This is a genomic window from Sphingobium sp. YBL2 (genome assembly GCF_000943805.1).
Lineage (GTDB): Bacteria > Pseudomonadota > Alphaproteobacteria > Sphingomonadales > Sphingomonadaceae > Sphingobium > Sphingobium fuliginis.
The window spans coordinates 205,163-231,060 of sequence record NZ_CP010957.1 but is presented as its reverse complement, the minus strand read 5'-3'; the positions used below and the strand labels follow the sequence as shown (position 1 = coordinate 231,060).

The 25,898-nt window shown below is 61.8% G+C and carries 23 protein-coding genes; 12 read left to right on the top strand and 11 right to left on the bottom strand.

The window, feature by feature from the left end; genetic code table 11:
* Positions 1 to 13 precede the first annotated feature (13 nt).
* The 6 genes from TZ53_RS24605 to TZ53_RS27310 form a co-directional block, all read right to left on the bottom strand.
* Complete coding sequence (locus TZ53_RS24605) at positions 14 to 916, bottom strand: type II secretion system F family protein (RefSeq protein WP_044663496.1); 903 nt, start codon at positions 914 to 916, stop codon at positions 14 to 16.
* Positions 910 to 2,256, bottom strand: a complete 1,347-nt coding sequence (locus TZ53_RS24600; protein WP_044663495.1) for a CpaF family protein — start codon at positions 2,254 to 2,256, stop codon at positions 910 to 912. Before TZ53_RS24600 ends, TZ53_RS24605 begins: the two co-directional genes overlap by 7 nt.
* Positions 2,253 to 3,422 carry an AAA family ATPase gene (locus tag TZ53_RS24595; RefSeq protein WP_044663494.1) on the bottom strand — a complete coding sequence of 390 codons (1,170 nt, stop codon included), beginning with the start codon at positions 3,420 to 3,422 and terminating at the stop codon, positions 2,253 to 2,255. Before TZ53_RS24595 ends, TZ53_RS24600 begins: the two co-directional genes overlap by 4 nt.
* Position 3,423: 1 nt before the next feature.
* Positions 3,424 to 4,641, bottom strand: coding sequence for a type II and III secretion system protein family protein (locus TZ53_RS24590; RefSeq protein WP_044663493.1), 1,218 nt, complete (start codon positions 4,639 to 4,641; stop codon positions 3,424 to 3,426).
* Complete coding sequence (cpaB, locus tag TZ53_RS24585) at positions 4,638 to 5,528, bottom strand: Flp pilus assembly protein CpaB (RefSeq protein ID WP_337589261.1); 891 nt, start codon at positions 5,526 to 5,528, stop codon at positions 4,638 to 4,640. Before cpaB ends, TZ53_RS24590 begins: the two co-directional genes overlap by 4 nt.
* 334 nt (positions 5,529 to 5,862) lie before the next feature.
* Positions 5,863 to 6,330, bottom strand: a complete 468-nt coding sequence (locus TZ53_RS27310) for a hypothetical protein (RefSeq protein WP_172668353.1) — start codon at positions 6,328 to 6,330, stop codon at positions 5,863 to 5,865.
* A gap of 153 nt (positions 6,331 to 6,483) precedes the next feature.
* Here TZ53_RS27310 and TZ53_RS27305 point away from each other — a divergent pair, with 153 nt between their 5' ends.
* Both TZ53_RS27305 and TZ53_RS24575 read left to right on the top strand, forming a co-directional pair.
* Entirely contained in the window at positions 6,484 to 6,954 is a 471-nt protein-coding gene (locus TZ53_RS27305) for an EAL domain-containing protein (RefSeq protein WP_238320198.1), read from the top strand.
* Positions 6,955 to 7,148: 194 nt separating this feature from the next.
* Positions 7,149 to 8,129 carry a hypothetical protein gene (locus TZ53_RS24575; RefSeq protein WP_157009886.1) on the top strand — a complete coding sequence of 327 codons (981 nt, stop codon included), beginning with the start codon at positions 7,149 to 7,151 and terminating at the stop codon, positions 8,127 to 8,129.
* On the opposite strand, the gene TZ53_RS24570 is transcribed toward TZ53_RS24575, so the two are convergent.
* Both TZ53_RS24570 and TZ53_RS24565 read right to left on the bottom strand, forming a co-directional pair.
* Positions 8,093 to 9,970: a sensor histidine kinase gene (locus tag TZ53_RS24570; protein ID WP_044663490.1), complete on the bottom strand. Its 1,878-nt coding sequence runs from the start codon at positions 9,968 to 9,970 to the stop codon at positions 8,093 to 8,095. The genes TZ53_RS24575 and TZ53_RS24570 overlap by 37 nt on opposite strands.
* Entirely contained in the window at positions 9,963 to 10,370 is a 408-nt protein-coding gene (locus TZ53_RS24565; protein WP_044663489.1) for a response regulator, read from the bottom strand. Before TZ53_RS24565 ends, TZ53_RS24570 begins: the two co-directional genes overlap by 8 nt.
* A 772-nt stretch (positions 10,371 to 11,142) precedes the next feature.
* On the opposite strand from TZ53_RS24565, the gene TZ53_RS24560 reads away from it, so the two are divergent.
* Complete coding sequence (locus TZ53_RS24560) at positions 11,143 to 11,778, top strand: acyl-homoserine-lactone synthase (protein ID WP_052628301.1); 636 nt, start codon at positions 11,143 to 11,145, stop codon at positions 11,776 to 11,778.
* A 238-nt stretch (positions 11,779 to 12,016) separates the two neighbouring features.
* Here the strand turns inward: TZ53_RS24560 and TZ53_RS24555 are convergent, their stop codons facing one another.
* Positions 12,017 to 12,553 carry a MucR family transcriptional regulator gene (locus TZ53_RS24555; RefSeq protein WP_443216152.1) on the bottom strand — a complete coding sequence of 179 codons (537 nt, stop codon included), beginning with the start codon at positions 12,551 to 12,553 and terminating at the stop codon, positions 12,017 to 12,019.
* 727 nt (positions 12,554 to 13,280) lie between these two features.
* Here TZ53_RS24555 and TZ53_RS25815 point away from each other — a divergent pair.
* From TZ53_RS25815 to TZ53_RS24540, 4 genes are all read left to right on the top strand, one after another.
* Positions 13,281 to 13,667, top strand: coding sequence for a hypothetical protein (locus tag TZ53_RS25815; protein WP_172668351.1), 387 nt, complete (start codon positions 13,281 to 13,283; stop codon positions 13,665 to 13,667).
* A gap of 568 nt (positions 13,668 to 14,235) precedes the next feature.
* The gene (locus TZ53_RS27300) at positions 14,236 to 14,586 is read left to right on the top strand and encodes a thermonuclease family protein (RefSeq protein ID WP_172668350.1); all 351 of its coding nucleotides are present in this window, start codon (positions 14,236 to 14,238) and stop codon (positions 14,584 to 14,586) included.
* Between the two features lie 266 nt (positions 14,587 to 14,852).
* On the top strand, positions 14,853 to 17,177 hold the full coding sequence (locus TZ53_RS24545; RefSeq protein WP_443216151.1) for a catecholate siderophore receptor Fiu: 2,325 nt from the start codon (positions 14,853 to 14,855) through the stop codon (positions 17,175 to 17,177).
* Positions 17,178 to 17,244: 67 nt separating this feature from the next.
* Positions 17,245 to 17,922, top strand: coding sequence for a Fe2+-dependent dioxygenase (locus tag TZ53_RS24540; RefSeq protein ID WP_044663488.1), 678 nt, complete (start codon positions 17,245 to 17,247; stop codon positions 17,920 to 17,922).
* Positions 17,923 to 18,442: 520 nt separating this feature from the next.
* On the opposite strand, the gene TZ53_RS24535 is transcribed toward TZ53_RS24540, so the two are convergent.
* A complete protein-coding gene (locus tag TZ53_RS24535) occupies positions 18,443 to 18,763 on the bottom strand; it encodes a hypothetical protein (protein WP_044663487.1) in 321 nt (106 codons plus the stop codon).
* A 256-nt stretch (positions 18,764 to 19,019) separates the two neighbouring features.
* Between TZ53_RS24535 and TZ53_RS25810 the strand changes: the two genes are divergently transcribed.
* From TZ53_RS25810 to TZ53_RS24520, 3 genes are all read left to right on the top strand, one after another.
* On the top strand, positions 19,020 to 20,318 hold the full coding sequence (locus TZ53_RS25810) for an EAL domain-containing protein (protein WP_052628299.1): 1,299 nt from the start codon (positions 19,020 to 19,022) through the stop codon (positions 20,316 to 20,318).
* Positions 20,319 to 20,769: 451 nt separating this feature from the next.
* Positions 20,770 to 22,443 carry an ATP-binding protein gene (locus tag TZ53_RS24525; protein ID WP_238320197.1) on the top strand — a complete coding sequence of 558 codons (1,674 nt, stop codon included), beginning with the start codon at positions 20,770 to 20,772 and terminating at the stop codon, positions 22,441 to 22,443.
* 165 nt (positions 22,444 to 22,608) lie between these two features.
* Positions 22,609 to 23,178 (top strand): PAS domain-containing protein, encoded by a 570-nt coding sequence (locus tag TZ53_RS24520; RefSeq protein WP_044663485.1) that lies wholly within the window; start codon positions 22,609 to 22,611, stop codon positions 23,176 to 23,178.
* 1 nt (position 23,179) lies between these two features.
* Here the strand turns inward: TZ53_RS24520 and TZ53_RS24515 are convergent, their stop codons facing one another.
* The gene (locus TZ53_RS24515) at positions 23,180 to 23,404 is read right to left on the bottom strand and encodes a DUF6980 family protein (RefSeq protein WP_238320196.1); all 225 of its coding nucleotides are present in this window, start codon (positions 23,402 to 23,404) and stop codon (positions 23,180 to 23,182) included.
* A 97-nt stretch (positions 23,405 to 23,501) separates the two neighbouring features.
* Between TZ53_RS24515 and TZ53_RS26510 the strand changes: the two genes are divergently transcribed.
* A protein-coding gene (locus tag TZ53_RS26510; RefSeq protein ID WP_157009864.1) for an IS5 family transposase occupies positions 23,502 to 24,268 on the top strand; the annotation gives its coding sequence in 2 pieces (ribosomal slippage) (positions 23,502 to 23,814 and positions 23,814 to 24,268; 768 coding nt in all).
* 47 nt (positions 24,269 to 24,315) lie between these two features.
* A complete protein-coding gene (locus tag TZ53_RS24500; RefSeq protein ID WP_084694443.1) occupies positions 24,316 to 25,641 on the top strand; it encodes an ATP-binding protein in 1,326 nt (441 codons plus the stop codon).
* Positions 25,642 to 25,898 lie beyond the last annotated feature (257 nt).

Sequence of the window (25,898 nt, the reverse complement as noted above, 5' to 3'; positions counted from 1 at the left end):
AGAGCAAGCGCGCTCAAAAGGAGAGCCTCATCATGCGGCGCATCACCAGGACGCCCAGTCCCTGGAGAAAGATGGCTGTCAGCGCCATCGAATGGCCGCGCGGGTCATGGAGAAAGAAGGCCGGGTAGCTGGGGCTTAAGGAAAACAGGATGGCAACGGCGATGAAGGGCATGGCGATCAGCACGCGTCCACTCACGCGAGCTTCGGACGTCGCTGCCAGAAGATCCCGCTTGATGCGGATCCGTTCGCGCAGGATGCCCGCGAGATTGAGCAATATTGTCGTGATCGAGCCGCCATAACGGCTGTTGGTCCGGATCGCGGCGGCGAGCATGGAAATTTCCGGGATGTGCAGCCGGTCGGCCTGTTGTTGCATCGCATCGCTGACCGGAGCGCCCAGTTCAAGCTTGCGCGCAACGGGGCCCAGGAAGGACCGGACAATCTCCGGCGCTTCGTGAAGCGCGCGCTCGATCGCCTGGCTAAGGGAGCTTCCGACCGTCTGCATCTGGCGAACGGCATCGATATAATGCGGGAGCGCCTCGATCAGCGCGGATGTCCGCTGATAGGCTCTGTGCCGGATCCAGAAGAGCAGGACGGCGGGAGGGGCCAGGAGGAGCAGGAGCGCGACGACAGGACCGGCGAGCAGAAGCGCGAACAGGGCCACGAGGAGGAGGACGCCAGCGGCGATGCCGAGCGCGCGCATCGTGAATTCGACCTGCGCCTGGGCGAGCAACGGCGCCAGCATCTCGGGCACCGTGACGGGCGCCAAAAGTGGCGAAGCCGTCGGCGCCCGCGCGGCAATGCCGTTGAGGCGCCGGTCCAGTCTCGCCTGGTTCCGGCGCTGCTCGGTCAGGACGAGATAGCCTATGCCCGCCAGGACCAGGAGCCCCAGGATCAGGAAGGCGACGCCGCTCAGCACAGGCTTTCCCCAACGGAACCAGGAACATAGTCCTTGAGGCGATGGGCGAAGAAGGGACGGGGCGAGAGCGTGCGGAACTCCCCCTTGCCCGACATGGGAGGCTGCTCGTCGAAGCAGAACAGTTCGTTGAGCGAATAGGCTTCGCCTTCCAGGCCGGTTACCTCCACGATCGAGACGATGCGCCGGCTCCCATTGGCGAGGCGCTGGATCTGGACGATGATGTGAACGCTGTTGGCGATGAAACGGCGGATCGCGCGAACGTCGTTCTGGAGGCCCGCAAAGCCCAGAAGCATCTCCAGCCGGGCGAAGGCATCGCGCGGCGTATTGCCGTGCAGGGTCGCCATCGAGCCGTCATGACCCGTCGACATAGCCTGCAGCATCTCGACCGCTTCGACGCCCCGGACCTCTCCCAGGATGATGCGATCAGGACGCATGCGCAGCGCGTTGCGGACCAGTTCGCGCGCGCTCACCTCGCGGCTGCCGTCATGATTGGGCGCCCGCGTTTCCAGGCGGACGACATGCTCCTGCCGCAGCTGCAGCTCGGCTGCGTCCTCGATCGTGATCAGCCGCTCATGATCGTCGATGAAGGTCGAGAGCATGTTGAGAAGCGTCGACTTGCCCGCGCCGGTGCCGCCGCAGATGAGAATGTTCAGCCGGGACCGCACCGCTGCTGCAAGATAGGCCGCCATGTCGGCGCTCATGGCCTGCCGTTCGACGAAATCCTCGATCGTGCGCGCCTGCAGGCGGAACTTGCGGATCGACAGGAGCGGGCCGTCAAGCGCAATGGGGGGGATGACGATGTTGACACGCGAGCCATCGGGCAGCCGGGCATCGACATAGGGCGATGCCTCATCGACGCGTCGGCCAATAGGCCCGACGATTCGCTGGATGATGTTCATGACATGGGCGTCATCGCGAAAGCGGGTTTCCACCTTTTCAAGAAGGCCTGCGCGTTCGGCGTAAATGGCGTTGGGTCCGTTGACGATAATGTCATCGATGGTCGGATCGCGCAGCAGTGGCGCAAGCGGGCCAAGGCCCACGACCTCGTCTTCGACATCCTCGATCAGCAGCAGGCGCTCGGCTGAATTGAGCGCGAGCTGCCCGCGCCGGCTTCTGCTGGTGATGACGAGTTCGATTTCTTCGCGCAGGGCGCGGCGTTCGAGCGATTCGGCCGTATTGCCGCGCGCTTCGAGCTGCTCGATGACCTGTTGGCAGGTCTGGGCCTTGGCGGCCTGGTAGCTGTCGCTCATGCGCTGGGCGGCCGAGGGCGCGATGGTCGTGGGACGCGCGGTTCCCGGGGTTCCCGCGACGGGAGCGGTTTCTTCGGTGAGAAGGCTCATGGCCGGCGCTCCAGCTTCCGCAGGACGCCGCGGCGCAACTGCTGGATGGCGCCGAGCGCACCCTTTGCCTGATGAGGCCGAGCGCCACAGGCCCGGCGAAGGGCCTGCTGATAGGCGCCCCCGTCCGGGGCGATCCCGAGCGGCTGTCCCGCGTTGAGGGCATTGCGGCTTTGCGCGCGATCGACCGGCAGGGGCATCATGGATCCCGTGCCCAGCGCATCGGCCATGCGGCGCCCGTCGAGCAGCACTGTTGGCTGATGATCCCAGACAAGCAGCCGCATCCGCTCGAGCGTGGCGTGATCGGGGCTGATGCGGTCGAGGAGACGACGCGCGGCCTCGAGTTCGCGGATCGACTGGGCGCAGACGATGTCGACCTGGTCGGCAAGAAGCGCCAGTTCGCGCAGCAGGCCGCCGTGACGAAGGCTCCCCGCGCAAAAGACGACTTCGCTCGAGCAGGCCCGCAGCAGCCGGACGAGCGCCGCGATATCGGTAGGGGCGATGCCCGCGGGTTCCGCTCCGGTGCCGCCATCGAAGGTAAGCAGTCCAAGACCGCTGGCCGCGTGGCGGGCGAGCGCGCTGGAAAGCAAGCTTGCATCGAGACGCTCGATGTCCGCGATGGCAGAAGCCAGGCCATAGGTCACGTCGAGGTCGAGATAGGCCGCAGCGGCGCTGGTCGGGAGCGAGCAGTCGATCAGCAGGCTGGGCTGGCGGTCCGCGCTCCGGATGAGCGCCATGTCGCTCGCCACCATGGCGGTTGCTTCCTGATCGACCCCCAGGACCAGCGTGAGCCGTCCCCCGGTGCTTTGCTGGGCGATCGTCGCGTTGAGCAGGCGGGACAGAACATTGGCGATCTCCGCCCCTTCAGCGTCGCGCGCGATCACATCCTTGGCGCCCGCCCTGACGGCGTGCAGTATCTGTTCGCTGTCCTGTTCGTCGGTCGCAAGCACGATCGAGCGGCCCGCCGCCTGATCCGCAACGGCGCTGATCGATGCGGCGAGGGACCGGTCGGACGGGAGCGCCGAGCGGTCCATCACGATGACGCCGGGGCGGGTGAGAGGCTCGGCGTCGAGCGACTGGACCATCCTGACATCAACGCGTTGCCCCATGGCATCGCCAATGCGCTGGGCCAGCATCCGATCGATGGAGAGCAGCAGGATTTCGGCCATGTCAGCGCCTCACCACGCCGAAGGGGGCGGCATGTTGTTCAACGCCATCTGCTCCAGTGACCATGTCGGCGAGGCCCGGATCGACCGACGCCGTGGCGCTTCCCGGCAGCGGCGGCGCATCCTTGGCATCGACAGGCCCAACCAGGCGCGGCGTGGCGACGATGATGAGTTCCTGCCGTTCCTTCTGGGTCTGCTGGCGCTTGAAGAAGGCGCCGAGTATCGGCAGGTCGCCGAGCAGTGGTGTTTTCTCCTTGGAGACGTTGCTGCTGCTGTAGCTCAGGCCTGCAATGACGAAGCTCTGGCCGCTGCCCAGTTCCACCGTGGTCTCGGCCGATCGCCGCCGGATGCCGGGAACGACATAGCCCTGAAGCTGGACCCCGTTATTATAGTCGAGCTCGCTCACCTCTGGTGCGATCTTCAGGACGATGCGATCCTTGGAAAGCACAAAGGGGGCGACCGACAGACGAACGCCAAATTCCTTATACTGGATGGAAATGGTGCTGCCGGCTCCGCCCGACGATTGCGGAACGGGAACCGGAAATTCGCCGCCTGCAAGGAAGCTTGCCTGTTCGCCCGAGCGCACGAGAAGCGTGGGCTGCGCCAGAAGCTGGGAAAGGCCATTGGAGGAGAGCGCGCTCAATACGGCGCCAATGCCTCGATTGGGCGCGGAAAGGAAAAGATTGAACGCGTTTTGGATGGGCGCTGTGGATTCGAGCGACAGATTGGGCGACATGGAGTAGCTGTTCAACGTGCTGGGCGAGACGATCGCGCCCTGCAGATCGCCGCTCAGCTTGGAGAAGTTGAAACCAAGGGCCTTGAGAGTTGACGCGGAAATGGCCGCAAACTGGACGTCGACCGCGACCACCTGCTCGCCGCGGGTCGAGAAACTGGCAGGAAGAGCCTTGGCATCTCCGCCAGTCGAACCGGCAGCTGCGACCACGCTTACAGGCGTTTGGGCGATGAGACGGCCGTTGGTTCCATAGACATTGACCGTCACCTCGCCAGGACCAATGCCCGTGATGCGGAGTGACTTTGCGGACGGGGCGGCGACCGACACGACGCCTTCCTTCTCGATCGCGATCCGGCCGATCGGCGATGGATAGGAGAAGGTCCGCTGTTGCCGGACAGAGATCGTTTCCCCGTCCTGCGCCAAAGCGGAATTGCTGGCCAGCAGGGGGGCGGTAAGGGCCATCAGCCCGGCGATACGCCAGTTGTTCATCGCGCAGTGCTCCCGGAATAGATGACCTCGCGGCGGTCTCCCACGAGCAGTTCGATGGCGTGCGACGGCTGCCGCGCAGCGCGCTTGGGCTGCGCGGCAGCGCGCGGTGGCGGTGCTGTCGCGTCGCGCTCGCCCGGTGCGGCGAGCGAGGGCCGGGAGGTCATCGCGGCCACGGCGACTTTCTGATCATCGATGGGGTTGCGAAGCGAAAGATAGAGACCGCCCGTGCTCTTGGCGAGCGACAGGGTCGAGACCTGTTCGGGCGTGAGGGCGAGGGTAACGGTGCGGGCGGGAGGCTGCGGCGTGCTCTGCTGGCCGTCGGGGCCGGTCTTCTGGTTTGCGCCCACCACAAGCTCGCCGACAGCGAGAACCTGAACCATCTGGAGGAGCGTTTCGGCGCGGCTGCGGCCCATCCCGCGCGCGCCGCTGATGGCGTCGGCGCCTGGGTAGATCACCTGGACATCGACGCGGTCTCCTGGTCTTACCAGCCCAGCCACCGCGATTTCGGCGGTGGTGTCGATGCTGACCGCGCGCATGCCGATGGGCACCCGGATAGCCAGCTTCGTCTCAGCGCCCACTGCGTCGCGCGCTACAAGCATGTTGGCTGCGATGTCACGCGTGGCGACCTTGCCGATCACTTCGGCGGCTGTCGCGGCATAGGGATAGCGCTGCGGATCGCCTGGCCTGTTGCGGACCATGTCCGCGGTGATTGTCTCCCCGGTCTTGATGGGCCGCACGGCCGAGAGAAATACAGGCGACGGCGCGGTTGCGGCACCTTGGCGGGACGGGCTGGCAGCCTGTGCCGGAGACGGCGGCGTGCGCGTCAGCTCCCTGATGCCGAGGACCAGAAAACAGGCCGCAACCACCAGCCCGACGAAAACCGTCACTCTAGCCCGCATTCCCAGGCGCATTCGGCCCCCCTTTGCGCATACGCAAAAATACGCCCGACGGGCATGAACATTACGAATCAACAGAACGGTCGCCGTTCAGCACGGTTAAGTAACCGTTCAGCGCAGAATCAGGGAATGGAGATGGAACCATTTTGATTGTAACGCCGGATTTGCGCAAAAATGACGGTCATTCCATGGACGTTGCGTATATAGAAAGCATGATTGCGTCCGGATGCTATATGACCGTTTCCCAATCCTTGACGTTCGGGACATGAAAATGGGTATTGGGGAGCATTCATGCCGTTCCTGTTGTAAGCCGGGGCTTTCACGGTCACGGATGGGACATCCTCCAACCTGAGCATTGAAGGCCATTTTTCTGAAAAGCGGGCTTGATATCCTCCTGATGATCGATGACGGGGCGGCGGCTGTCGAACTCGCGGAATTTCTGCGCCTTCTGGGCCACAGCGCGACAGGCTGGGAAGCGTGGAGCGAAGACCGGTGCTTTGATCTGGTCATGGTGGACATCGCTGACCAGGGCGATTGGGAAACGCATCTTGCGATCGCCGCTGCGAGAGGCGTGTCCTGGGCAATCCTTCTGGTGGATGACGGAATCGATATCCCTGCCGTGAGGAACGTTGGCGGCCTTCACGTCATTGGAACGCTGATGAAGCCGTTGACGCCGGTTCGCGTCGCTGCCTTTCTTCGGAATTACGGGAATGGGAGCGATGGTTCTGTGGGCCAGCGGGCCGGGGACGGTCCGGTTCGAATGCCCGGACGGTTCATATTCAGGACGAAGCATGCGCTGACCGGGGATGCTGTTGTCGGCTATGAAGCAGTGGCATGGCAGGAGGGCGCAGGCGTCTCGCCGGATCATGACAGCTTTGCAGGGACCATTTGGGCGGCAGAGGCGGCCCTTGGCCTTGCCGGTCGCCTTGCCAGGGCGCGAGCGAAGGTGCCGGTTGCCTTTTCCTGCTCGGCGGACATTTTCGCCGACGCGCAATTTGTTCGAGAAATGCAGCTGCTTACGAGATATGCGCGGGTGGATCCCGATGGCCTTCTTGTGGACGTCGCGCTCGCCACAAGCACGCTTCGTGCCTTGGACCTGAGCGAGGCGGCGGAGCGCTGCGCGGCAGCTGGATTCCATGTCGCGCTGGGCAGGCGCGATGAAGCCACCGAGAGTTGGGAGCCGTGGACCAGGCTTCCGCTGAGCGAAATCAGGCTGGATGGCTGCGGCCCCGCTATGCCGCCTGGGAAGGAGCGCGCGCTGCAGCGAGAAATCGTGGCGTTGTGCCGCCAACGGGGCATCAGGACGACAATCGGACGGATCAGTTCGGAGGCGGACCTGCGGGATGCCCGCGACACGGGCGCCGATCAGGGATTGGGAGCCTATTGGGGCGCGCCGCTGCGCGAAGTGATCTTGTGAGGGACGATCGGCGAACCTGGAGCGCACCGCGCGGCCTCTATCTGCCCGTCCTGACCTTTTCCATTGTCGGCATTGCGGGCACGGCGCAGTTCCTCCCAGCCCTGACGCCGCTCGGCGCTGCGTGCGCGGGGGCCCTCATGGCGCTTCGCCGCCGGCTTTGGCCGCTGATCGGCATCGCTTGCCTTGGTTTGCTCATGATCATGGGCCTGGTGGCTCGCGTGCCAGGCCATCACTGGCTCCTTGTCGCCATGCTCCTGTTAGGCGCACTCCTGCCCTACAGGAGGATGCCTGTGGCCATGTTCCTGCCGGGACCGCTATGGGCGATCTGCCTTGGGGGCGCCATCGCATCCATTTGCCTGTCGGTCAGCGTGGGGGCGGACCATGCCGCAGCCCTGATCGTCCTGGGTAGCGTCCTTGCTGGAGCATTGGGCGCTGCATTGGTGAGACAGCTCGAACTGTCCGATGGCGGCCTCCCCGTAGCCAGGGACATGAGCATTCTTGACGTCTCGCGGGATCTTCTGCTGGGGCGGGTGACCAGCGGCATGCTGCATGACCTGGCACAACCGCTCAATGTCATCTCGATGGCCAACGGCAATCTGGGCTATATCATGGGACGTCTGGAGATGCCGCCTCTGCAGCGAGCGCAATTCGACGAAAGGCTGAACCGGATTGCCGCGCAAACAGAGCATGCGGCCTCCATTCTCAATCTGTTCCGCTGGTTTGGCCGAGACCGCGACCGGGAAACGGGACTGCTGAACGTCAAAAGCGCGCTGCAACAGGCGGTGGCCGCCACGCGCTCGAATGTTCGCCATGGCGGCGTCGGAGTGCGCCTGGGTGGCGACGCGCTCGATTATCCCCTTGCCGGGCGGCATGGCATGTTGGAGATGATGACGGTCGCGGCGCTCTTGAGTTCATTTGGAACATTCGTCCTGGCCGATGGACGCAAGATCAAGGGTCTCGTCCATGTCCATGCCGAACTCAGTCCGTCATTCGTCGTGATTGCTATCTGGTGCGAGGATGAGACCGCGAGGCGCTGTCCTGCCGGTCCGATTGATGAGACGACGTTATGGCTGCTCGAGCAGATTGCACGCGCGGGCAACGGCGATTTCCGCCGCGCGCCGGAAAAGCATGGCCTCGCTCAGTTCACGATCCGGCTGGCGCGCGACGACATCTGAGCGGCATGGGCCGTTGCGGGTAGCTCGATCGCGAGCAGCGCGCCTTCGTGCAAGGAGGGGCGAAGGCTCACATTGCCGCCCGCGCGAAGGATGATCTCGCGCGTGATGAAGAGCCCGAGCCCTGTCCCTTCATCCGCTTTGGTGGAGAAGAACGCGTTGAAGGCGGCCTCGGCATGGCGGGGGCTTACGCCCGCGCCATTGTCCGCTATGATACAGGAAACAAGGCCGTCGCAAGTCGACACGGAACATGTGATGCGTCCCGTCCCGGTCCATCCTTCGCGCCGCCGGCTGACGATGCTGTCGGCGGCGTTTTGCAGAGCGTTGACGAAAACCTGCTCCAGCTCGACCGGCGACATGATGGTGCAGTGCCTGCCATCTTCTATCGAGAAATCGAGTTCGATCGCGCGCTCCTCCAGCAGGGGGGCCAGAAACGCGCAGGATCGGCGCAATGTTTCTGCCACATCCAGTTCGGCTGCCGTGTTTGCACTGGTGCGGCCATAACTGAGGGTCCGGTCGATGATTGCCGTGGCGCGGCTCACCTGCTCGGCGATGCGCTCGGCGCGCACCGCAACCTGGCCCGTGCTTCTGTCGGACCTGTCCGCTCTGGCGAGCATGAGACGCTGGCTCTCTGCCGCCACCGAGATTGTAAACAGCGGCTGGCGCAGTTCGTGGGCGATGGCCATGATGCGAGCGCCCAGGTCGGCGAGGCGCGCTCGCTGCGCCAGCGCGATGGAATAGGGGCGCTGATCGCCACGGTGGAGGAGGATGCCGGACTCCCATCGCCATTTTCCTGTCCGGCCGGTCATGGCGAGTAGCATTGGCTCAAAAACCGAGCCTGTCATGGCGCGGAATGTGAGGATCGTGTCGCCACGGCCCACGCTTTCGATCACTCGGCTCGCGTCGGCGGGATGAATCTGCAGGCTGCCTGGGTGTGAGGCAGCGTCTTCGCAAAAAAGGAGCCTTCCCGCGTGCGCATCGAAGCAAATACCCGAAATTGATCGGAAGGCGGGCGTCCCTGAGGCGTCGACCAAGGCGCCGGGATTTTCCTCATAAGCCACCGATCCGCTATCCTGTGCGGCGGCTTTCCTTGCGGCATCCGCTCCGGGCAGGAGCCAGGCGGGCGTAAAATCTGCTCTTGCTTCCAGTGCGCGCGCCAACTGGCGGCCGTATAGCTGGAGCAGGAGGGCCAGGATCAAAAATGCCGGGAGGGTCAGACGCTCGCCGATGAAGGCGAAGGTGAGAGCAAGCTTGTCATCGACCGATCTCGCCAGGGCGCCGACCATTATGTCGAGGATGACAATGGTGAGGATGTTGATGATGGCGGCAAGAGCAGCGATCGGCGCGAGATTGGCCGTCTCGCCGTCAGGCGAAACGCGCTTGTCTTGCCATGCCGTAGCGACAGCCAGATCCGCTACGGCAGCTCCCAGTGTGAAACCAGCCGCCCAACGCAGCGCCTCTTCGAGTGGCGCCCAGCCTGCGACGAGGATGACTGGAAAAATCAGGCAGCACGCCAGGAGGGTCGCATCGGCGGATTGACGAACCCATTTACGCAATCCGTGGGCCACGAGAAAAACGCAGGCCGCGGCCAGGGCCTGGAGACCGCCTGCCCATTGCATGTGCGCGAGCGCAAAGGCCGCGAATATCAGCAGCATCCGCGGCAGCGCCCAGTGGCGTTTGAGGAGCCAGGCCAGGAAAAACACCAGCGTAGCGGCGGGCGCCCGGCCGAATATGGGTGTCAGGCTCAGCGTTGCAATGAGAATGACTGCCAGACATATGGACGCGCGGCGTCCAGGAAGAGCCGCGAGGTTGCCACCAGTTAAATGCTGAAACCGCTCAAGCATTCGAAGCGTCCGGGGCAGCCAGCATTCGCTGCAAAATCTCGATGAACGCGCGTGGTTGCACCGGCTTTGAGAGCAGATGATATTCTTTGCGCGCGAGGGTGACCTCCGGCCGCATGGAATCTCCGGTCATGAACACGAAACCGTAGGCACGGGTGGATAGGTGCGGATGCCGGGCAATAAGCTCGAGGATTTCCAATCCCGATTCTCTTGCAAGCCTGACATCGCAAGCAATCGCCTTGAGTAAGGGCGCGCTTTCGAGCGCCGCCATGGCGGCCGCCAAGGATCCGGCCCCAATGGCAGGGATATCAAGAAGCGAAAGCATGGTGACAAGCTCATCGACGATCTCCGGCACGTCATCGATGATGAGCACCAATGCTTCGTGCGGCAGGGTCTCATTCATTTTCCGATCCTTTGCGAAGGCCGAACCATCCGTGCCCTCGTCTAGGGCAAAGTGACGCGCGTTTACAATCACATCTCCCCGACATTGCGGGATGCCGTAGCGTCTGGACGCAATGGAAGAGCGCGGTCGCGCGCGCAGATTGCCGCGCCCAGAAAGGGACAGCCTGGCAGAAGGTTCCATGCTCTAAAAGTTATGGGATATCTCGATATGCTGAGCGAGAAGTCGGATCCGGAGCTGCGGCTGGTACGATGTGCATAAGATCGGAAAGGAACGGGCATAGTGCTGGCAATAATGGGCGAGCTGGGGTGAATCGGGGGTGTTGACCGGCCATCAGCTGCGGCTCGTTTATGCAAGGTTAAGGTAGAATATGGCTATCCTGGGTTAATTTCCTCTTGGGACCGTTTTGGCCTTGTCCTCTCGAGCTGGTTGACGATAGGGGGCGGGAGGCTATCTCGAGCAAAGAATTTCTGTTGAAGATCAAGGCTGTCGGAATTGTATCGTGACCGGGACGGCCTCATAACCATGCGCCGGACACGCACGGGATGGACGTAACGGGCCCGGTTTGAAGGATGAAGAAGCAATTGGAAGGCGGGCTATTCGAGCGGACGGTGCGCTGTTCTTTTGCCTTCGAGACGAACGACAATGATGGGCGTGACCGGCCGCGGAGCGCTGATTTTCTCATGAATTTTAGCGAGTGAGGCGGATGGGAAGTGCTAATCGCCCTATTGGGCTATCTTCCGGTGGCAGCAGTGCCGAAATTGCTGCGCCACGATTGGTCAACATCGTCTGCGACAGAAAGGCTCTGCCTGCCGCCTGCGCCAACTGCTGGCAAAGAGACAGCGCTTCGTGCGATCTCGTTCCGGTCGATGCGATAACCGAGCTTCCCTTCGACCCAGATGAGTATGACGACAAATTCGCCGAATATCTGGTGGTGCGCGATCCCCTGACGAATAGACGCATGGGATCCTTGCGGTTGCTGCGGACGGACCGGCCTCACATATTGGGTTCTGTATTTCCAGACCTGTGTGACACGCCTGCGCCCAGCGGAATTTCCATTCGGGAGGTAACGCAGCTGTGTATCTCGCCAGGCCTGCGCCTGCGCGAGCGGCGGATGGTCAGCCGTCAATTGGCGAGCGCGCTTGTGGAATATGGGCTGTTAACAGGAATCACGGCCTATACGACGGTGATGGAATTGGTCTGGTCCCGGCAGCTCATGTCCATGGGCTGGGATTGTGAGCCGCTGGGATTGGGGCGCCCGGTGGGGGACACATTGCTGGGTGCGTTCCAGGTTCATATCGACGCCAGCACGGTCGGCGGCTTGAGAGCGGCGGGCTGTTATGTCCCGGGTAAATTGGAGATCGTCGAAAGGGACAATCAGGCGAGCCTGTTTGATTCGCTGGCGGCCTGAATCAAGGCTGGCAGCGTGGCTCATAGGATCGGATCCGATGAGCGGCACCAAAAGGAAAAAGAGCAGGATTTTGGGCTAAAGCGCCACAGGCCGGGCGCCCAGCAAGGGCCGTCGAATTTCCTGGGTCTTGCGGGGCCATCGCATGGAATGGAGGCGCGCCTCCATTGCGCGGTGGCTGTGGGCCTCTCAGAACGCTGGCGCTGGGAGGCCCTTGGGATCGGAACGAAAATCCGCGCGCTTAGACTTTCGCCGCACGCCCTGATTTACGGCGGGAAGACGTAGCAGGGGGCTTGGGAGCATCCTTTTCCACGGGCGAGGGCAGCTTGGTTGCGGTCCGCTTCCCCTTTGGCTCGGCCCGAAGGCCCAGGCCGATCTTGTGGGCGAGTTCCCGTCGTTGATTCGTGTAGCTCGGCGCAGCCATGGGATAGTCGGCGGGTAGTCCCCATTTGGCGCGATATTCCTCCGGGGTCATCTGATATCGGGCCCTGAGGTAACGCTTGAGCGTCTTCAGCTTCTTGCCGTCTTCGAGGCAAACAATATAATCCTCCTTGATGGAGGAACGGATAGGAACGGCAGGATCACGCTTCGCGGTTTTCTCTTCTTCCGGAGATTCCAGCTTGGACAAGGCTGAATGAACACTTTTGATCATTTCGCACAGGTCTCCAACGGCCATGGGGTTGTTGGAAACATTTGCCGACACGATATTAGCAGTCAGTGATACGAGAGAGCCTTTTTCGTCATCGATACTTACCATTTTGCGCCCCAGCTTCTTCACAGTCGAAATATAGAATCATCGAATGCAAGATAACAATGCTCATCCCATCTTGCAAACCATTTATTAACATATAATTAAGCACAGGGATATATATCTAACGACATGCTTGCTGCCGCGATCCGCACAGATATTTGAAGACTTTTTAATGGGTTGCAAGAGGGGCGTAAACTAAAGGGTGTTTGCGCCGTCTCGATAGCCGCACGATGCATCGCGGGGCTGCCCGTTAATTCCTTCGAATCGAATTCTTGCATCTTGCAGCTTTCGCTCCATCCCCATCGCTGTCCGCAACGCCTATGCTGCGGGTGGACAAGCGGAAGCGACAATGGCAAGTCCTGGTAAAGAATCGATTGATCGATGGCCGGTGTGTCTGAGGTCAGAAAGCTCTTCAAATGCGAGACAGGCGCGATTCTGGCGGGCGTCGGGGCGGAACCTGGATACATGTTGATTTGCGGTTCGGGGCAGCCGGAATCAGAGTTGGCATGCATTGATCCGCCATCATGCTGCAGGAGTTTTCGGCGGGACGGCCGAGCGGACATGGCTTGGCGGAGATCGTGGCAGACATGCTTTGCAGGATCGAAGGGCCGGTTTCGGATAGGCATAACCTCGTTGGCGTGGATTGCTTGTGAGACGGAATATCGCTGCATCTTTTGCCAGGCCCTTTTGCTGGGCCGGCGTAGCCGGGGCAGGGGCGGGCATCTGGCTTTTTGATGTATCGGGGTCTTCCGCCGTGTCCATCATGCTTTTGCAGCTTCTCGCATTTTCGTTTCTGACCCTTGTCACATGGGTGGCCTATGGGGACGCGGGACTATTGCGCGTTGGCGAGAGGCTCGTCCTGTTTCGTGCGGTTCTGGAGTTGGGCCAATCGGTTTCGATCGTTCCTGGGACCTGCGATCTGTTGGATTGGTGCCGCGATTGCAGCGCAATCCTTGCGGTGCTGATTGTGATAGGGCTGGCGCGCAAAGCCTGGTTAGGATTGGTAGCGATTGATGAGGAAGGGTCTGCGCCTCGAAAGGCGATTTCCGCGTCCGGCTGCGAGATTATCGACATGAAGGCTTGGAAGATGCGGGCGCGGGTCATCGCCCCGGCCTCGAACGTGCGTAATCACCGCCGCTGAAAGATGTGCAAATTGCCGGGTCAGACTATGGCGTCGGCGGAGGCAGCCTGACCCGGATGAGGCCTCCTCAGGCGCCATCTTCCCCCTGCTGCCTTTGACATGGTGCGGTTTGCCCAAGGAGCATCGCCCTGACTGGAAATCGCGGCGTCTGCTTGTCGCAAGCGAACGAGCTGTCATCTTACGAGCCGGAAACGCCGACTGGATGTCGACCTGTTGGCCACACCCAATTTTACACCACATTGACGGACGCGACCCTGTCAGAGGATGGGCCGAGTTGAGCCTCATGTGGACGCGCCAATGAGCGATCATCGGGTCTTGCCACGGACTGGATGACAGACGGCGGCAGCGTGTAGATAAGACCCTCATGAAGAATGATTTCGATTTCCGCAGGATGCTGGGAGCTCCGCCCAGACGGCGGCATGCCAAAGTCAGGCCCTTTCGTCGCCGCCGGATCAAGCAGGGCGCCAGGAGCCGCGGGGTGCTTTCTTTAATCGCACCAGCGATTATCGCGGGCCTTGCCATAGGCCTGGTTGTCACTCAACTCGAAGGCAGGCTGCCTGACTGGTCTTTGACCGGTCATGACCCCACGTCAGAGGTGGGGTGCGTCAGCCCACAGGTTCTGGACGGCGACACGTTACGGTGCGGCGCGAGGCGCATTCGCCTGTCCTCGATCGATGCGCCGGAGCTGCCGGGCCATTGCCGGCCCGGCCGCGCTTGCACGACCGGGGACCCCTATGCAAGCACAGGCAATCTCCGATCGCTGGTGGCGGGACAAGCGGTTTCCTGCCGCCAGATTGACACCGACCATTATGGGCGGGCGGTCGCACGATGCGCCGTGCAGGGGCGGGATTTGTCCTGTGCGCAGGTGCAGGGCGGTTTCGCTGTCGAGCGCTATGGCGCCCTTCTTTGCGGGCCGTGACATTGAGCGGGGAAGGCATGGTTGAGCCCGCCTCAGGCACGGCCTTGTTGCCATCTTATTGCAGTGATCGGCAAACGGCTTGCCATGAGAAGGGCGGTTCATGCGGCGCCGCATCGATGCTTGCCGCAGCAGTATGCCCTGAAAAGTTCGTTCAGCGCGCTTGGAAATAACAATCGGCAAGGATCGGACAAGCATTCGCGACGGAAGATTAGGGGATTGCATTAGATGCAAATAGCTCGCATTAGCGGCGCATCTGTTTCCAATCCATGTGCGAAGGGGGTTATTGCATGTCCTTGTCGCGTCTCCGCGCATCGCTGGCGTCCGCCGCTCCAACCTATCTTGCGCTGAGCTGTTTTGGCCTTGCGGCATCGCCAACCATGGCCCAGGAGTCCGGCGCCCAGGAGGCGCCCACCGCCCGGCTTGGCGGCGTCACCGTCACTGACACGGCGCTCGACGAGCAAGGCATCAAGGTCGATCGCGTCTCGTCACCCAAATTTACCCAGCCTTTGCAGGATACACCGCAGACCATTCAGGTGATCAGCAAGGAGCTGTTCAACCAGCAGGGCGCGACGACGCTGACGGAAGCCCTGCGCAACAGCCCTGGCGTGGGAACTTTCTATGCCGGCGAAAATGGAAACACGACGACCGGGGACGCGATCCGCATGCGTGGCTTCGACACCTCGAACAGCATCTTTGTTGACGGTGTGCGTGACCTGGGCTCGATCTCCCGCGATATCTTCAACACCGAGCAGGTCGAGGTGACGAAAGGTCCTGCCGGGACCGACAATGGCCGTACCGCGCCAACCGGCGCCATCAACATGGTCAGCAAGCGGGCTTCCCAGGAGGCGTTGCTCTCGGGCACCGTTTCCGTTGGCGTTGACGGCCAGACGCGAGCGACCGCCGATATCAACCAGCCGCTCGAGGCGTTGCCCAACGCGGCTTTTCGCCTGAACGCGGTCTGGCAGGACAGCGATGTTGCTGGCCGTGATCATGTGAACAACAAGCGACTGGGGCTGGCGTCGTCGCTGGGGCTGGGGCTTGGAACAGAGACTCGCGCCTTCCTCAATTTCCTTTATGTCGACCAGGACAATATCCCGGACGGCAATGTCCCCACGATCGGCCTCAAAGGCTGGCAGCCGCAGGCGGGGCTGGAGCCGCTGGTCGGACATCCGGTTGATTCGACGAATTTTTACGGCACGCGGCGCGACCATGACAATGTCACGGCGAAAATGGCGTCACTGATCCTCGAACATGATTTTTCCGATAGCGTGAAACTGACGAATATCGCCCGCTGGGGCGAAACGGAGCAGGATTATCTGCTCACGGCCTTCATGTCGACGGGCGCCAATATCACGGCTGGCGATCCTGCGGACCTGTCCACCTATGTGATGACCCGCGGCAATCCCACGATCAGGGACGCAAGGAACCGCATCCTGACCGACCAGCTCAATCTGCGTGCGGATTTTGCGACCGGTTCTGTGGAGCACAGCCTGAGCGTCGGCGTGGAGATCACGGGTGAAAAGCAGGTGATCTACGGCAACAGCACGACGGGCGCGCTGCCTGTCGCCAATCTCTACAATCCCAACTGGAACGACACGAGCGCATTTGGCTATGCGCGCAATGGCGCTCTTTCGCGGGGCAAGACCAACACGCAGGCATTTTATGCGTTCGACACCGCGAAATTCTTTGATGGCCAGCTGTTGGTGACGGGCGGGGTGCGCGTCGATCACTACAAGACCAGCTACACCAGCACGGCGCTGTGCAACAACGGCACGGGCCGCGGAGCCGTCCCCTGCGGCGGTCAGCCGGTCGATTCCATCGTCACGACGGCCGATCTGAGCGCGAGCGACACGCTCTTCAACTGGAAGTTGGGCGCGGTCTTCAAGCCGGTAGAACCGCTTAGCCTCTACGTGAACTATGCCCTCTCGCAGCAGCCGCCGGGCGGCGACAATTTCACGCTCGCGACGGGCGATAACGCCAACAATCCCAATCTCGATCCGCAAAAGGCCAAGACCATCGAGGCCGGCGTCAAATGGTCCGCGCTGAACGGCATGCTGGCTGTCAACGCCGCGGTGTTCCAGACCAAGGTCCTCAACGAGATCAACGGGTCCGATCCTTCCGACGTGCAGAGCGGGTCGAAGCGGGTGAGGGGCGTGGAACTCTCGGTGGTCGGCAATATCACCGAGGACTGGACGATATCGGCCGGTTACAGCCATCAAAAGACCAAGGTTACGAACGGCTCGGCAATCGCGGTCGACGGCAGCTATAATCTGACCTACGCGCCCGACGACAGCTTCACGTCCTGGACCACCTATCGCATGCCCTTCGGGCTGGAGGTCGGCGGCGGCGTCCGTTATGTCAGCGGCCTGCATCGCGGCACCGATGGCGCGGTGGGCACCCCGGAGCGGACCGAAGGATATACGGTTGTGGACGCGATCTTGTCCTATGCGCTGACGGACAACGTCAAGCTGCGCGTGAACGCTTATAACCTGTTCGACAAGGAGTATGTCGTGGCAATCAACAAGAGCGGGTACCGCTACACGCCAGGTCAGGCGCAGACCTTCCTGTTCAGCGCCGACTTCCGTTTCTGATCCCTGTAGGGCAAAAGACAATGGCGGGGGATATCCTCCGCCATTTCTTGATGTATCGGACGCTTCCATGTTGCTGCACATTCCCCATGTTCTGACAGGTGAGGAAGTGGCGGAATTTCGTCGCAGGCTGGATGCGAGCGATTGGACAGACGGTCTCGAGACGGTTGGCCCGCAGGGGGCCAGGGTCAAGCATAACCAGCAGCTGCCTGACGCATCGCCGCTGAGGGCTGAACTTGGCCAGGCGGTACTTGCCGCGTTCAGGCGGACCCCGCTTTTCTTCGCCGCGGCCTTGCCGCGCAAGATCCTGCCGCCGCGCTTCAACCGCTATGCCGGTGGCGGGGAATATGGTTTTCACATCGACGGCGCCGTGATGAGCCTCGGCGAGGAAGAGCAATTGCGCTCGGATATCTCCTGCACCCTGTTTCTGAGCGATCCCGATGACTATGATGGCGGCCGGCTGATCATCAGCGACACTTATGGCGAGCATAGCGTGGCGCTTCCCGCGGGCGATGCGATCATCTATCCTTCGAGCAGTCTTCATCGCGTTGAGCCTGTAACCCGCGGTGAACGGCTCGCCTCCTTCCTCTGGATACAGAGTCTCATACGCGATGATCGGCAGCGGCGCATGCTGTTCGAACTCGACACATCAATCCAGAAGCTGACCCTCGATGGCGCCGACGAGGATGCAGTGCTGCAGCTTACCGGTGTCTATCACAATCTGCTGCGCCTCTGGTCCGAAACCTGAACCTGCGGTCCGGCGGCGCGTTCCGATTAACGGACAGGAAGAATGGCTGACGCGCCGTGCGCCGCCAACTCAGCCCCGCGTCACCAGCCATCCCAGGCCCAGGAAGGCAAGGCCAAGGAGCACAGGTCCACTCCAGCGCGAAACCCACTGCACCAGTCTTTCACACCTCTCGGCGAGGTCCGGCGAATGGTCCGGGGCATAATCGTCCGCCCGGAGCCACGCATGGGCGGGATGGCGCCTGCTTTGGGGCCTGTGCGAGCCTGAGCATTCTTCATCCGCAGGAAGATGTGGGGGCATTGGCCATCCATGTTCGCGGTAGTCGGGCATCAAGATCCCTGTTCTCCTGGCAAAAGACTTGGGCCGTATGTGTGGATGGGAGCGGCATCATGTTGAGCCAGGGCGGGCGGAGACCGGTCCCCCTGCTTGAGGCGTGCAGGTCGGCGATACGCATGAACGACCATTCATCATGGTGAGAGCTGCCCCGGAACTGTCCCAATCGTCACCAGCATCAGGTGACGCGTCAATGGTCATTGATTGCCTCAGCCATCGTCCTGTTTTCCGGGATCCGTAAAATCTTTGACGCAAAAGCGACATGCGCCAGTAACGAGCAGTGAATGTCTTCTACAGGACTTGCCTTGGTATTGATCGAGTCGCTTTTTCCCACAGTCGAGGATCTTTGAGGGCCATCGCCATCCTGCAGGAGATGACTGATCAATTCCCGCAGCCTGATCTCATGTCTGCGAACCAGGCAGCAAATGTCGCTCAAAGCCCGTTCCCGTTCATCTGCCGCCATCTCCATGTCGGCCTGCGCCAGTTCCAGCTGCCAATGTGTGGGTTCCACAGAAGTCCTCATTTGTCTGTCACTGTCCTGATGAGACAGCCGGCCGATCCACGGCGGAGCTCTCAGGGAGTGCTGCGTGGCAGGCCTGCGGATACTCGACGCGGTCCATGAGCGGGCCTTTCGTCGCATATCCTGCCATCGGATGCATGGCAATGCAAAACACTATCAAATAGTAGACAAGGAATGGTTGAGGTGTAACGTAGATCAGAGACATGCGAATCCTTATCAATGTTGATGGGTGCTGGAAGGATCTGAGGTGGGAGCACTGGATATTTCGCCGATCTGCCCTGATGACAGCGGCCCGCTTCCGTCAGCGTTCCTCCTGGTCGCATCGATAGCCAATCTGCAGGAAATTGAGTTGAGTTTCGGGCTTGCGGCGCGGAAGGAAGCTTTCGAGCGTCTCCGGTTGGAGATGCACCGGATTGCACGCCGACCCTTCGTCACGGAACTCGAGTCGGCAGGCGTCATCGAGGCCGTCATCGAATGGGAGGCAGGGGAGGGACGCCCCGACCATCTGATCCATCGCCTTGCCTGCAATATCCTGTCGCATCCGATCGTCTCGGAGAGCGGATGCTTCTATGTCGTGCCGGAAATCGGCGGCGCGGCGCTGGACCGGGAACATGGCGACATCGATTCCGCCAAGGCCGGTGCCTATCGGCAGCTGGAGAGCAGTTCTGTCAAGATCCAACAGCCCTGGCACCTGTTTCGCTATCGCGAAGATATGAGCCGGGCAGCGGAGCTGCTTCGGAAAATCGATCGTGGCGAAGCGATGCTTGTCTGGCAGGCGATCGTTTCCCCTGCAGACAGGGCGCCCTTGCTGTATTTCGAGGGATTGCTGCGCGTCTTGGGCGACGATGGGGCGCTGTTCTCCTGCGAGGGCAATATCAGGGCTGCCGAACGCGTGGGTCTCGCCCCTGAGCTTGATCGCCGGCTGGTATCTCGCGCTCTTGACCAGCTCGAGACGGACGACGACGTCCGCATGGGGGTGAACATTTCCGCGAGGAGCGCCTCACTCCACCGTTATGGCAGGCATGCCGGGTGGCGTGAGCTTAGATCACGTCTCGAGCGCGAGCCCGAGCTGGCCCGCCGCCTGGTGATCGAGATCACCGAGACGGCCGACTTCGCCTCCCTTGATGAGGCCGCTGAATTCGTGTCGCTCATGCAACATCTGGGCTGCCAGGTGGCCATTGATGACTTTGGCGCCGGTCGGGGATCGATCATCCAATATGGAGCGCTATGCGCTGATATCATCAAGATCGATGGCAGCTTCGTCCAGCAGGCGGGCCAAAACGAGAAGGGCCATGCGACCTTCCGGCATCTTGTCGGACTGGCGCGGGCGCTGGCGCCGCAGGTCGTGGTGGAGGGCGTTGAAACGGCGGATCAGGCAGAATTGGCGCGCGGAATCGGGATCGACTGGTTCCAGGGCTATCATTTCGGGCGCCCCTCGCCGACGCGCGCGCTCGGCGTTTCGGCCGATGCGCGAGCCATCATGGCGCTGAGAAATTTCCAGGATCGGTTTCGCGCCTTCTCGAAGGCCGGCGGTGCCTTGGCATGATGCACCGGGTCATCCTGGAGAAGCGGCGGATATGGCGGGCCTGGGGCTGCGCTGAGGGATTGCCCGCGTGCCCCGCAAGATCGGGCGAAGGATGAAGACCGCAAGCCCAATGGCCAGCCTCGCCACGCGCCCACCAGATGGGACGCGTTCGTGGTCCTTGCTCATGACGAAAGGATAAGCCTCGATGGCCCGGGCATGGCCGGCCCCCTTCGCGATTTTGCGACGGGATGAGCCTGGACTGCTTGGGAAAGCATCAGGAGCGCTTTGTGTGAAAAACAGAAAATGACAGAAGAAAAACGGAGGGTGGCATGACCGAACGGCAATTGGGGCCAATAAGAAACATAGGTAGATCATGCAGAACACCAACACGCAATGCGGCGACCTTGGAGATGATGGAGACTCATTAAACGCTGTAATGCTGGCGGAGCGATGGTCACAGGCCGCCGCCGCAATGGCCAGGCTGGCGGCCGCGCGGGATCTGGAGGATGTCGTGGCAATCCTGCGGCAATCGGCCCGCGCCGCGGCGAACGCCGATGGCATTGCAATCGTGTTGCGTGAGGGCGATGCATGTCATTATCTTGCGGAAGATGCGATGGAGCCGCTGTGGCAAGGTCAGCGCTTTCCGCAAGATACGTGCGTTTCGGGCTGGGCGATGCAGAACAGGACTTCCGCCGCCATCGCCGATATCACCCTTGATCCGCGCGTGCCGCAGGATGCCTACCGGACGACCTTCGTCAAGAGCATGGCGATGGTTCCCATCGGGGATGGCGACCCTGTCGCGGCCCTGGGCGCTTATTGGGCCTCAATCGGCCATCCCGATGCCCATGAAATGGCCGTTCTTGAGGCGTTGGCGCAGGCAGCCTCGACAGCGCTGGCGCATGGGCGCCTGGTCGCTGAACTGGCAGAGCTCAATCGCGATCTTGAAGCGCGCATCGAGGAGCGGACCAAGGAACTGGAAGCTGCGCATCAGAGCCTCATGCAGGCCCAGAAGCTCGAGCTGATGGGGCAATTGACCGGGAATGTCGCCCACGATTTCAATAACCTGCTTTCACCGATCATGACGAGCCTGGATCTTATCCTCCAGACAGGGTCTCCCGGACAGGCTGCCCTCGCGCCGGCCCAGGTGGCGATGGAAGCTGTCGAACGCGCCCGTGCGCTTGTCCAGAGGCTGCTGGCATTCGCCCGGCGGCGCCCGCTCGCGCATGCCGTCATAGACATCAGGTCGCTCCTCAAGGGAATGCAGTCGCTGCTCGAGAGCACCGTTGGCGGACGGATCCAGCTCCATATTGCTGCACCGCCCGGCCTGCCCCACGTCGCGGGTGACCGGCAGCAACTGGAAATCGCGATCCTCAACCTCGTGGTCAACGCGCGCGACGCCATGCCCGATGGTGGCGTTCTCGCCATCTCCGCAAGCTATCCATCGGCCCCGGAAGGCCATTTCGCCAAGGATGACGGCTTTGTCCGGCTGGTGGTAGCCGATCAGGGCGAGGGCATGGACGAGGCGACCAGGACGATGGCGCTCGAGCCCTTCTTCACGACCAAGGGCGACGGCTCGGGCACGGGGTTGGGCCTGTCGATGGTGCATGGGGTCGTGCAGGAGCTTGGGGGCGTCATCGGCATCGCCAGCGAGCCCGGGGCAGGCACCCAGGTGAGCCTCTGGTTGCCGATAACCCATGATGTGGAGACCCAGCGGCCGGCTCCCAGGATCGCGAACGCGGTGATGGAGGTCGAAGGCATTGCGGTCGTGGTGGACGATCATAATCTGGTGCGAAGGGGCACCGCTGCAATGTTGCGGGAAGAGGGGTATAAGGTCGTCGAGGTTGAAAGCGCAGAAGCGTGCCTTGTCAGGCTAGAGGAGGGGCTGCGGCCGGCGCTTCTCATAACCGACCATGTCATGCCTGGCATGACAGGGCTTGATCTGGTCCACCGCGTCGCGGATCTTTATCCGCAGGTGCCCATTCTCCTCGTCTCTGGCTATGACGGGCTTGATGCGACGCCTGCCGATATCGTGCGCATGACCAAACCGTTCCGTCAGCACGAACTGCAGGCAGCGATTGCCCGCGCGCGGCGGCAGGTCCAGATGCGGAGCGGGAGCGCTCCATCCGGTGTCAGCAGGACTGGATGATGCATGGTCTTAACACGGCGCGCCCTGGCAAAAACATCGGATTTCGCTGGCCAAGACCCGCCGCCGCGGCTCGCGCACAACGCCGCCGCGCTTGATCGATCCTCCTTAGTCTTCCATTGACGGGGAGGGGCGGGTTTCGGTGAGTCGGTTTTGCGAGGTTCAAGGATGGTCAAGCCCACCTTCAAGCAGTCCGAGGCGAACGAACAGTTCGATAACCCGCTTGGTTCCTTCGCCGAACTGGCGACAGCCATGCTGGATCCGCAGGGATATGTCGTGAGCTGGAGCTCCGGTGCGGAGCGGTCGAGAGGATATGCCGCCAGCGAGATCATAGGAAAGCATTTAAGCGTCCTGTTTACGCCGCAAGAGCGTCAAGCCGGGCTTCCCCAGCATGCTCTTGAAGCTGCGCGCAGTGGCCGCTTCGAAACGCAGGGCTGGCAACTTTGCAAAGCGGGCCCCGGCTTTCTTGCGCACATCGTGATGGATCCGGTCTGGAACAGGCATGGCCATCTCACCGGTTTCGCGCTGATCACGGCCGATGTGACAGCCGGGCAACGGCGTGAACAGGCGCTTGTCGAGAGCGAGCTTCAGTTCCGGCTGCTGGTCGAAGGGCTCCGCGAATTTGCCATCTACATGATCGGTCCGGATGGAACCGTCACCAACTGGAATGCGGGCGCGAAAGCCATCAAGGGTTACGACGCCCCGGAGATACTAGGTCGTGAACCCATAAACGGGTGAGCTAATCGCCCGTTTCGTCGTCACCGGGGAGGTTCGACAGGTTGAGGTCGCCGATCGGGGGCAGTTTCGCGCCGCACCACGGACAAAAGGCGATCTCAATCACACCGCCGCTACTACCATCGTGAATGATGATGCCATAACCGCCACGAACCTGGTCGATGAGGGCGTCCGGACAATCAGCGCGACCAGCGTGCTGGTCGCAAGACTGGTTCAGATCAAAAGCCATGCGGCTACAACAATGGTCGGCCATACACCTATTCTGCGTGAGCGAAGGGCAAGAAGAAAGGCTTTTCTTCGCAGGCGAATACTGATTCAGCGGCAGCATGAGCCGATATGACCTGACCGACTTCGAGTGGCGCGTGATCGAACCGCTGCTGCCCAACAAACCGCGAGGTGTGCCGCGTGTCGACGACCGGCGCGTGCTGAACGGCATCTTCTGGGTGCTGCGATCCGGTGCGCCGTGGCGCGATCTGCCTGAACGCTATGGCCCGCGCACAACTTGCTACAACCGCTTCGTGCGATGGCGGAAGGCGGGCGTCTGGGACCGGATGATGGACGCCATCACCGCCGCCCACGATGGCGACATCCAGATGATCGACAGCACTTCCGTTCGCGCTCACCAGCAGGCCGCGACGGCAAAAAGGGGGATCGAGATCATTGTCTCGGTCGATCACGCGGCGGACTTACGACCAAAATCCACGCGGTCGTCGATGCGCAAGGCCTCCCGATCCGGCTCGGCCTGACTGCTGGACAAGCGCATGATGGGCAGGTCGCCGACGCGCTGCTTGATCATCTCGGCTCGCATACCATCGTGCTCGCTGACAAGGCCTATGACGCTGACCGCATCCGTGAACTGATCGAAGAGCAAGGAGCCACGCCCAACATCCCGGCCAAATCCAATCGGAAATGGAAGCCCTGCTTTAGCAAGCGCCTCTACCGCGAGCGCAACCTGATCGAACGGTTCTTCTCCAAGCTGAAGCACTTCCGCCGCGTCGCCACCCGCTACGATAAGTTAGCGGAGAACTTCCTCGCCATGGTCCAACTTGCCTCAGTGCGCCTTTGGCTCCGTGCTTATGAGTCTACGGCCTAGGCCGGCATTTTTCATGCTTCTACACGCAGGAGGACCGTTCGCGCGGAGTGCCCGCCGCAGCTTTGGAGGAGGCCCTCGAAAGCGGGAAGTTCGAGGCCGAGGGATGGCGTGTGCGCAAGGATGGTTCTCTCTTCTGGGCGCACGTCGTCATCAGCCCGGTCTTCGACGATCTTGGCGAGCATAGGGGGTTTGCCAAGGTCACGCGTGACGCGAGCGAAAAGCGCAAGCAGGAGGAGGAACTGCGGCAGGCCCAGGAGGCGCTGTTGCAGTCACAGAAGTTGCAGGCGCTCGGGGAGCTTGCGGGGGGCATCGCGCACGACTTCAACAATCTCATGACAGTGGTGCGGGGCACCGCCGATCTCCTCCTGAGGCGGCCCGATCTGCCCGAGGAGAAGCGCAGCCGTTATCTCCACACTGTGCTGGAGACGTCCGAGCGCGCGACCAGCCTGACGTCTCAACTTCTGGCCTTTGCCCGTCGTCAGCCGCTCGAGCCTGAGGTCATCGACCTGAGCGTTCGTCTCGACGCCCTTGCCGAGATGATCCAGCGCACGCTTGGCAATCAATATAGGCTGGAGCTTGATCTTGCTCCCGCGCTATGGCCAGTCGAGATCGACCCGACAGGCCTGGAGACAGCGGTGCTCAACGCCGTCCTGAATGCTCGGGACGCGATGCCCGATGGAGGCGAAATCAGAATCGCGACGAAGAACCTCAGTGCCGTGGAACCCGGGATGGTGAGCCTCTCGATTGCCGATACGGGGCCTGGCATCCCGCCCGAGCAGGCCGAGCGCGTCTTTGAACCTTTTTTCACGACGAAACCGGTGGGCAAGGGAACGGGCCTTGGCCTCTCGCAGATCCATGGCTTTGCCGAGCAGTCGGGCGGCTCTGTGACGTTCCGGTCAGCGCCCGGCGAGGGCGCGATGCTGGAAATTCGTCTGCCTGGCACAGGCAAGATGCCGCCGGCCGCGAAACAGGAGCAGGATCATATTGTGCTGGCGAAGGGACTGCACGTCCTGCTGGTCGAGGATAGCGACCATGTCCGCCGTTTTGCACGGCAACTGCTCGAGGATCTGGGATGCGAGGTGCTCGAGGCGAGCAGCGCGGAAGATGCGCTCGAATTGGTCAAGGGGCACGCGATTGACCTGGTGTTTTCAGACATATTGATGCCGGGCCGGACGGGTCTTGAGCTGGCGCAGGACATCAAGGCCGTTTACGGGCTCCCCGTACTCCTTGCCAGTGGTTACAGCAGCGAGCAGTTCGTTCCGAAAGATCAGCGCGAATTTCCCATCCTGCGCAAGCCCTACAAGCTCGAGACGCTCGCCGCCAGCATCAACGAGCTGGTGGGCGGGCCGCGACGCCAGGCCGGGCGGGCTTGAACCGGACCACGCGGAAGGAAAGGAGACAGGGCGGCGGCAGGCACGCGGTGTAGATGCCGGCGCCGGATCACGCTCAATAATGCCATGTCCAACACTCCATGACCCCTCACTCGCCAAAGTCAGGGGTGAGCTTAACATGGGTCATTTCTCAGTGGAAATTGTGTCCTGCCTAGGTCACCTCTCAGCGGCAATCAACAGGCTCCCAACCTTGTTGCTGTGCTAGCGTCCGTGTGTTATTATGCACTAATCATGTAACA

What these genes read in the sequence shown, in the direction of transcription:
- TZ53_RS24565 (WP_044663489.1), bottom strand. Translation starts at nt 10,370, where the DNA reads ATGAATGAGACCCTGCCGCACGAAGCATTGGTGCTCATCATCGATGAC.
- TZ53_RS24600 (WP_044663495.1), bottom strand. Translation starts at nt 2,256, where the DNA reads ATGAGCCTTCTCACCGAAGAAACCGCTCCCGTCGCGGGAACCCCGGGA.
- TZ53_RS24540 (WP_044663488.1), top strand. Translation starts at nt 17,245, where the DNA reads ATGTTGCTGCACATTCCCCATGTTCTGACAGGTGAGGAAGTGGCGGAA.
- TZ53_RS24515 (WP_238320196.1), bottom strand. Translation starts at nt 23,404, where the DNA reads ATGGCTTTTGATCTGAACCAGTCTTGCGACCAGCACGCTGGTCGCGCT.
- TZ53_RS24520 (WP_044663485.1), top strand. Translation starts at nt 22,609, where the DNA reads ATGGTCAAGCCCACCTTCAAGCAGTCCGAGGCGAACGAACAGTTCGAT.
- TZ53_RS27310 (WP_172668353.1), bottom strand. Translation starts at nt 6,330, where the DNA reads ATGCTTCGTCCTGAATATGAACCGTCCGGGCATTCGAACCGGACCGTC.
- TZ53_RS24545 (WP_443216151.1), top strand. Translation starts at nt 14,853, where the DNA reads ATGTGCGAAGGGGGTTATTGCATGTCCTTGTCGCGTCTCCGCGCATCG.
- TZ53_RS24570 (WP_044663490.1), bottom strand. Translation starts at nt 9,970, where the DNA reads ATGCTTGAGCGGTTTCAGCATTTAACTGGTGGCAACCTCGCGGCTCTT.
- TZ53_RS24525 (WP_238320197.1), top strand. Translation starts at nt 20,770, where the DNA reads ATGGCCAGGCTGGCGGCCGCGCGGGATCTGGAGGATGTCGTGGCAATC.
- TZ53_RS24590 (WP_044663493.1), bottom strand. Translation starts at nt 4,641, where the DNA reads ATGAACAACTGGCGTATCGCCGGGCTGATGGCCCTTACCGCCCCCCTG.
- TZ53_RS24595 (WP_044663494.1), bottom strand. Translation starts at nt 3,422, where the DNA reads ATGGCCGAAATCCTGCTGCTCTCCATCGATCGGATGCTGGCCCAGCGC.
- TZ53_RS24575 (WP_157009886.1), top strand. Translation starts at nt 7,149, where the DNA reads ATGATCATGGGCCTGGTGGCTCGCGTGCCAGGCCATCACTGGCTCCTT.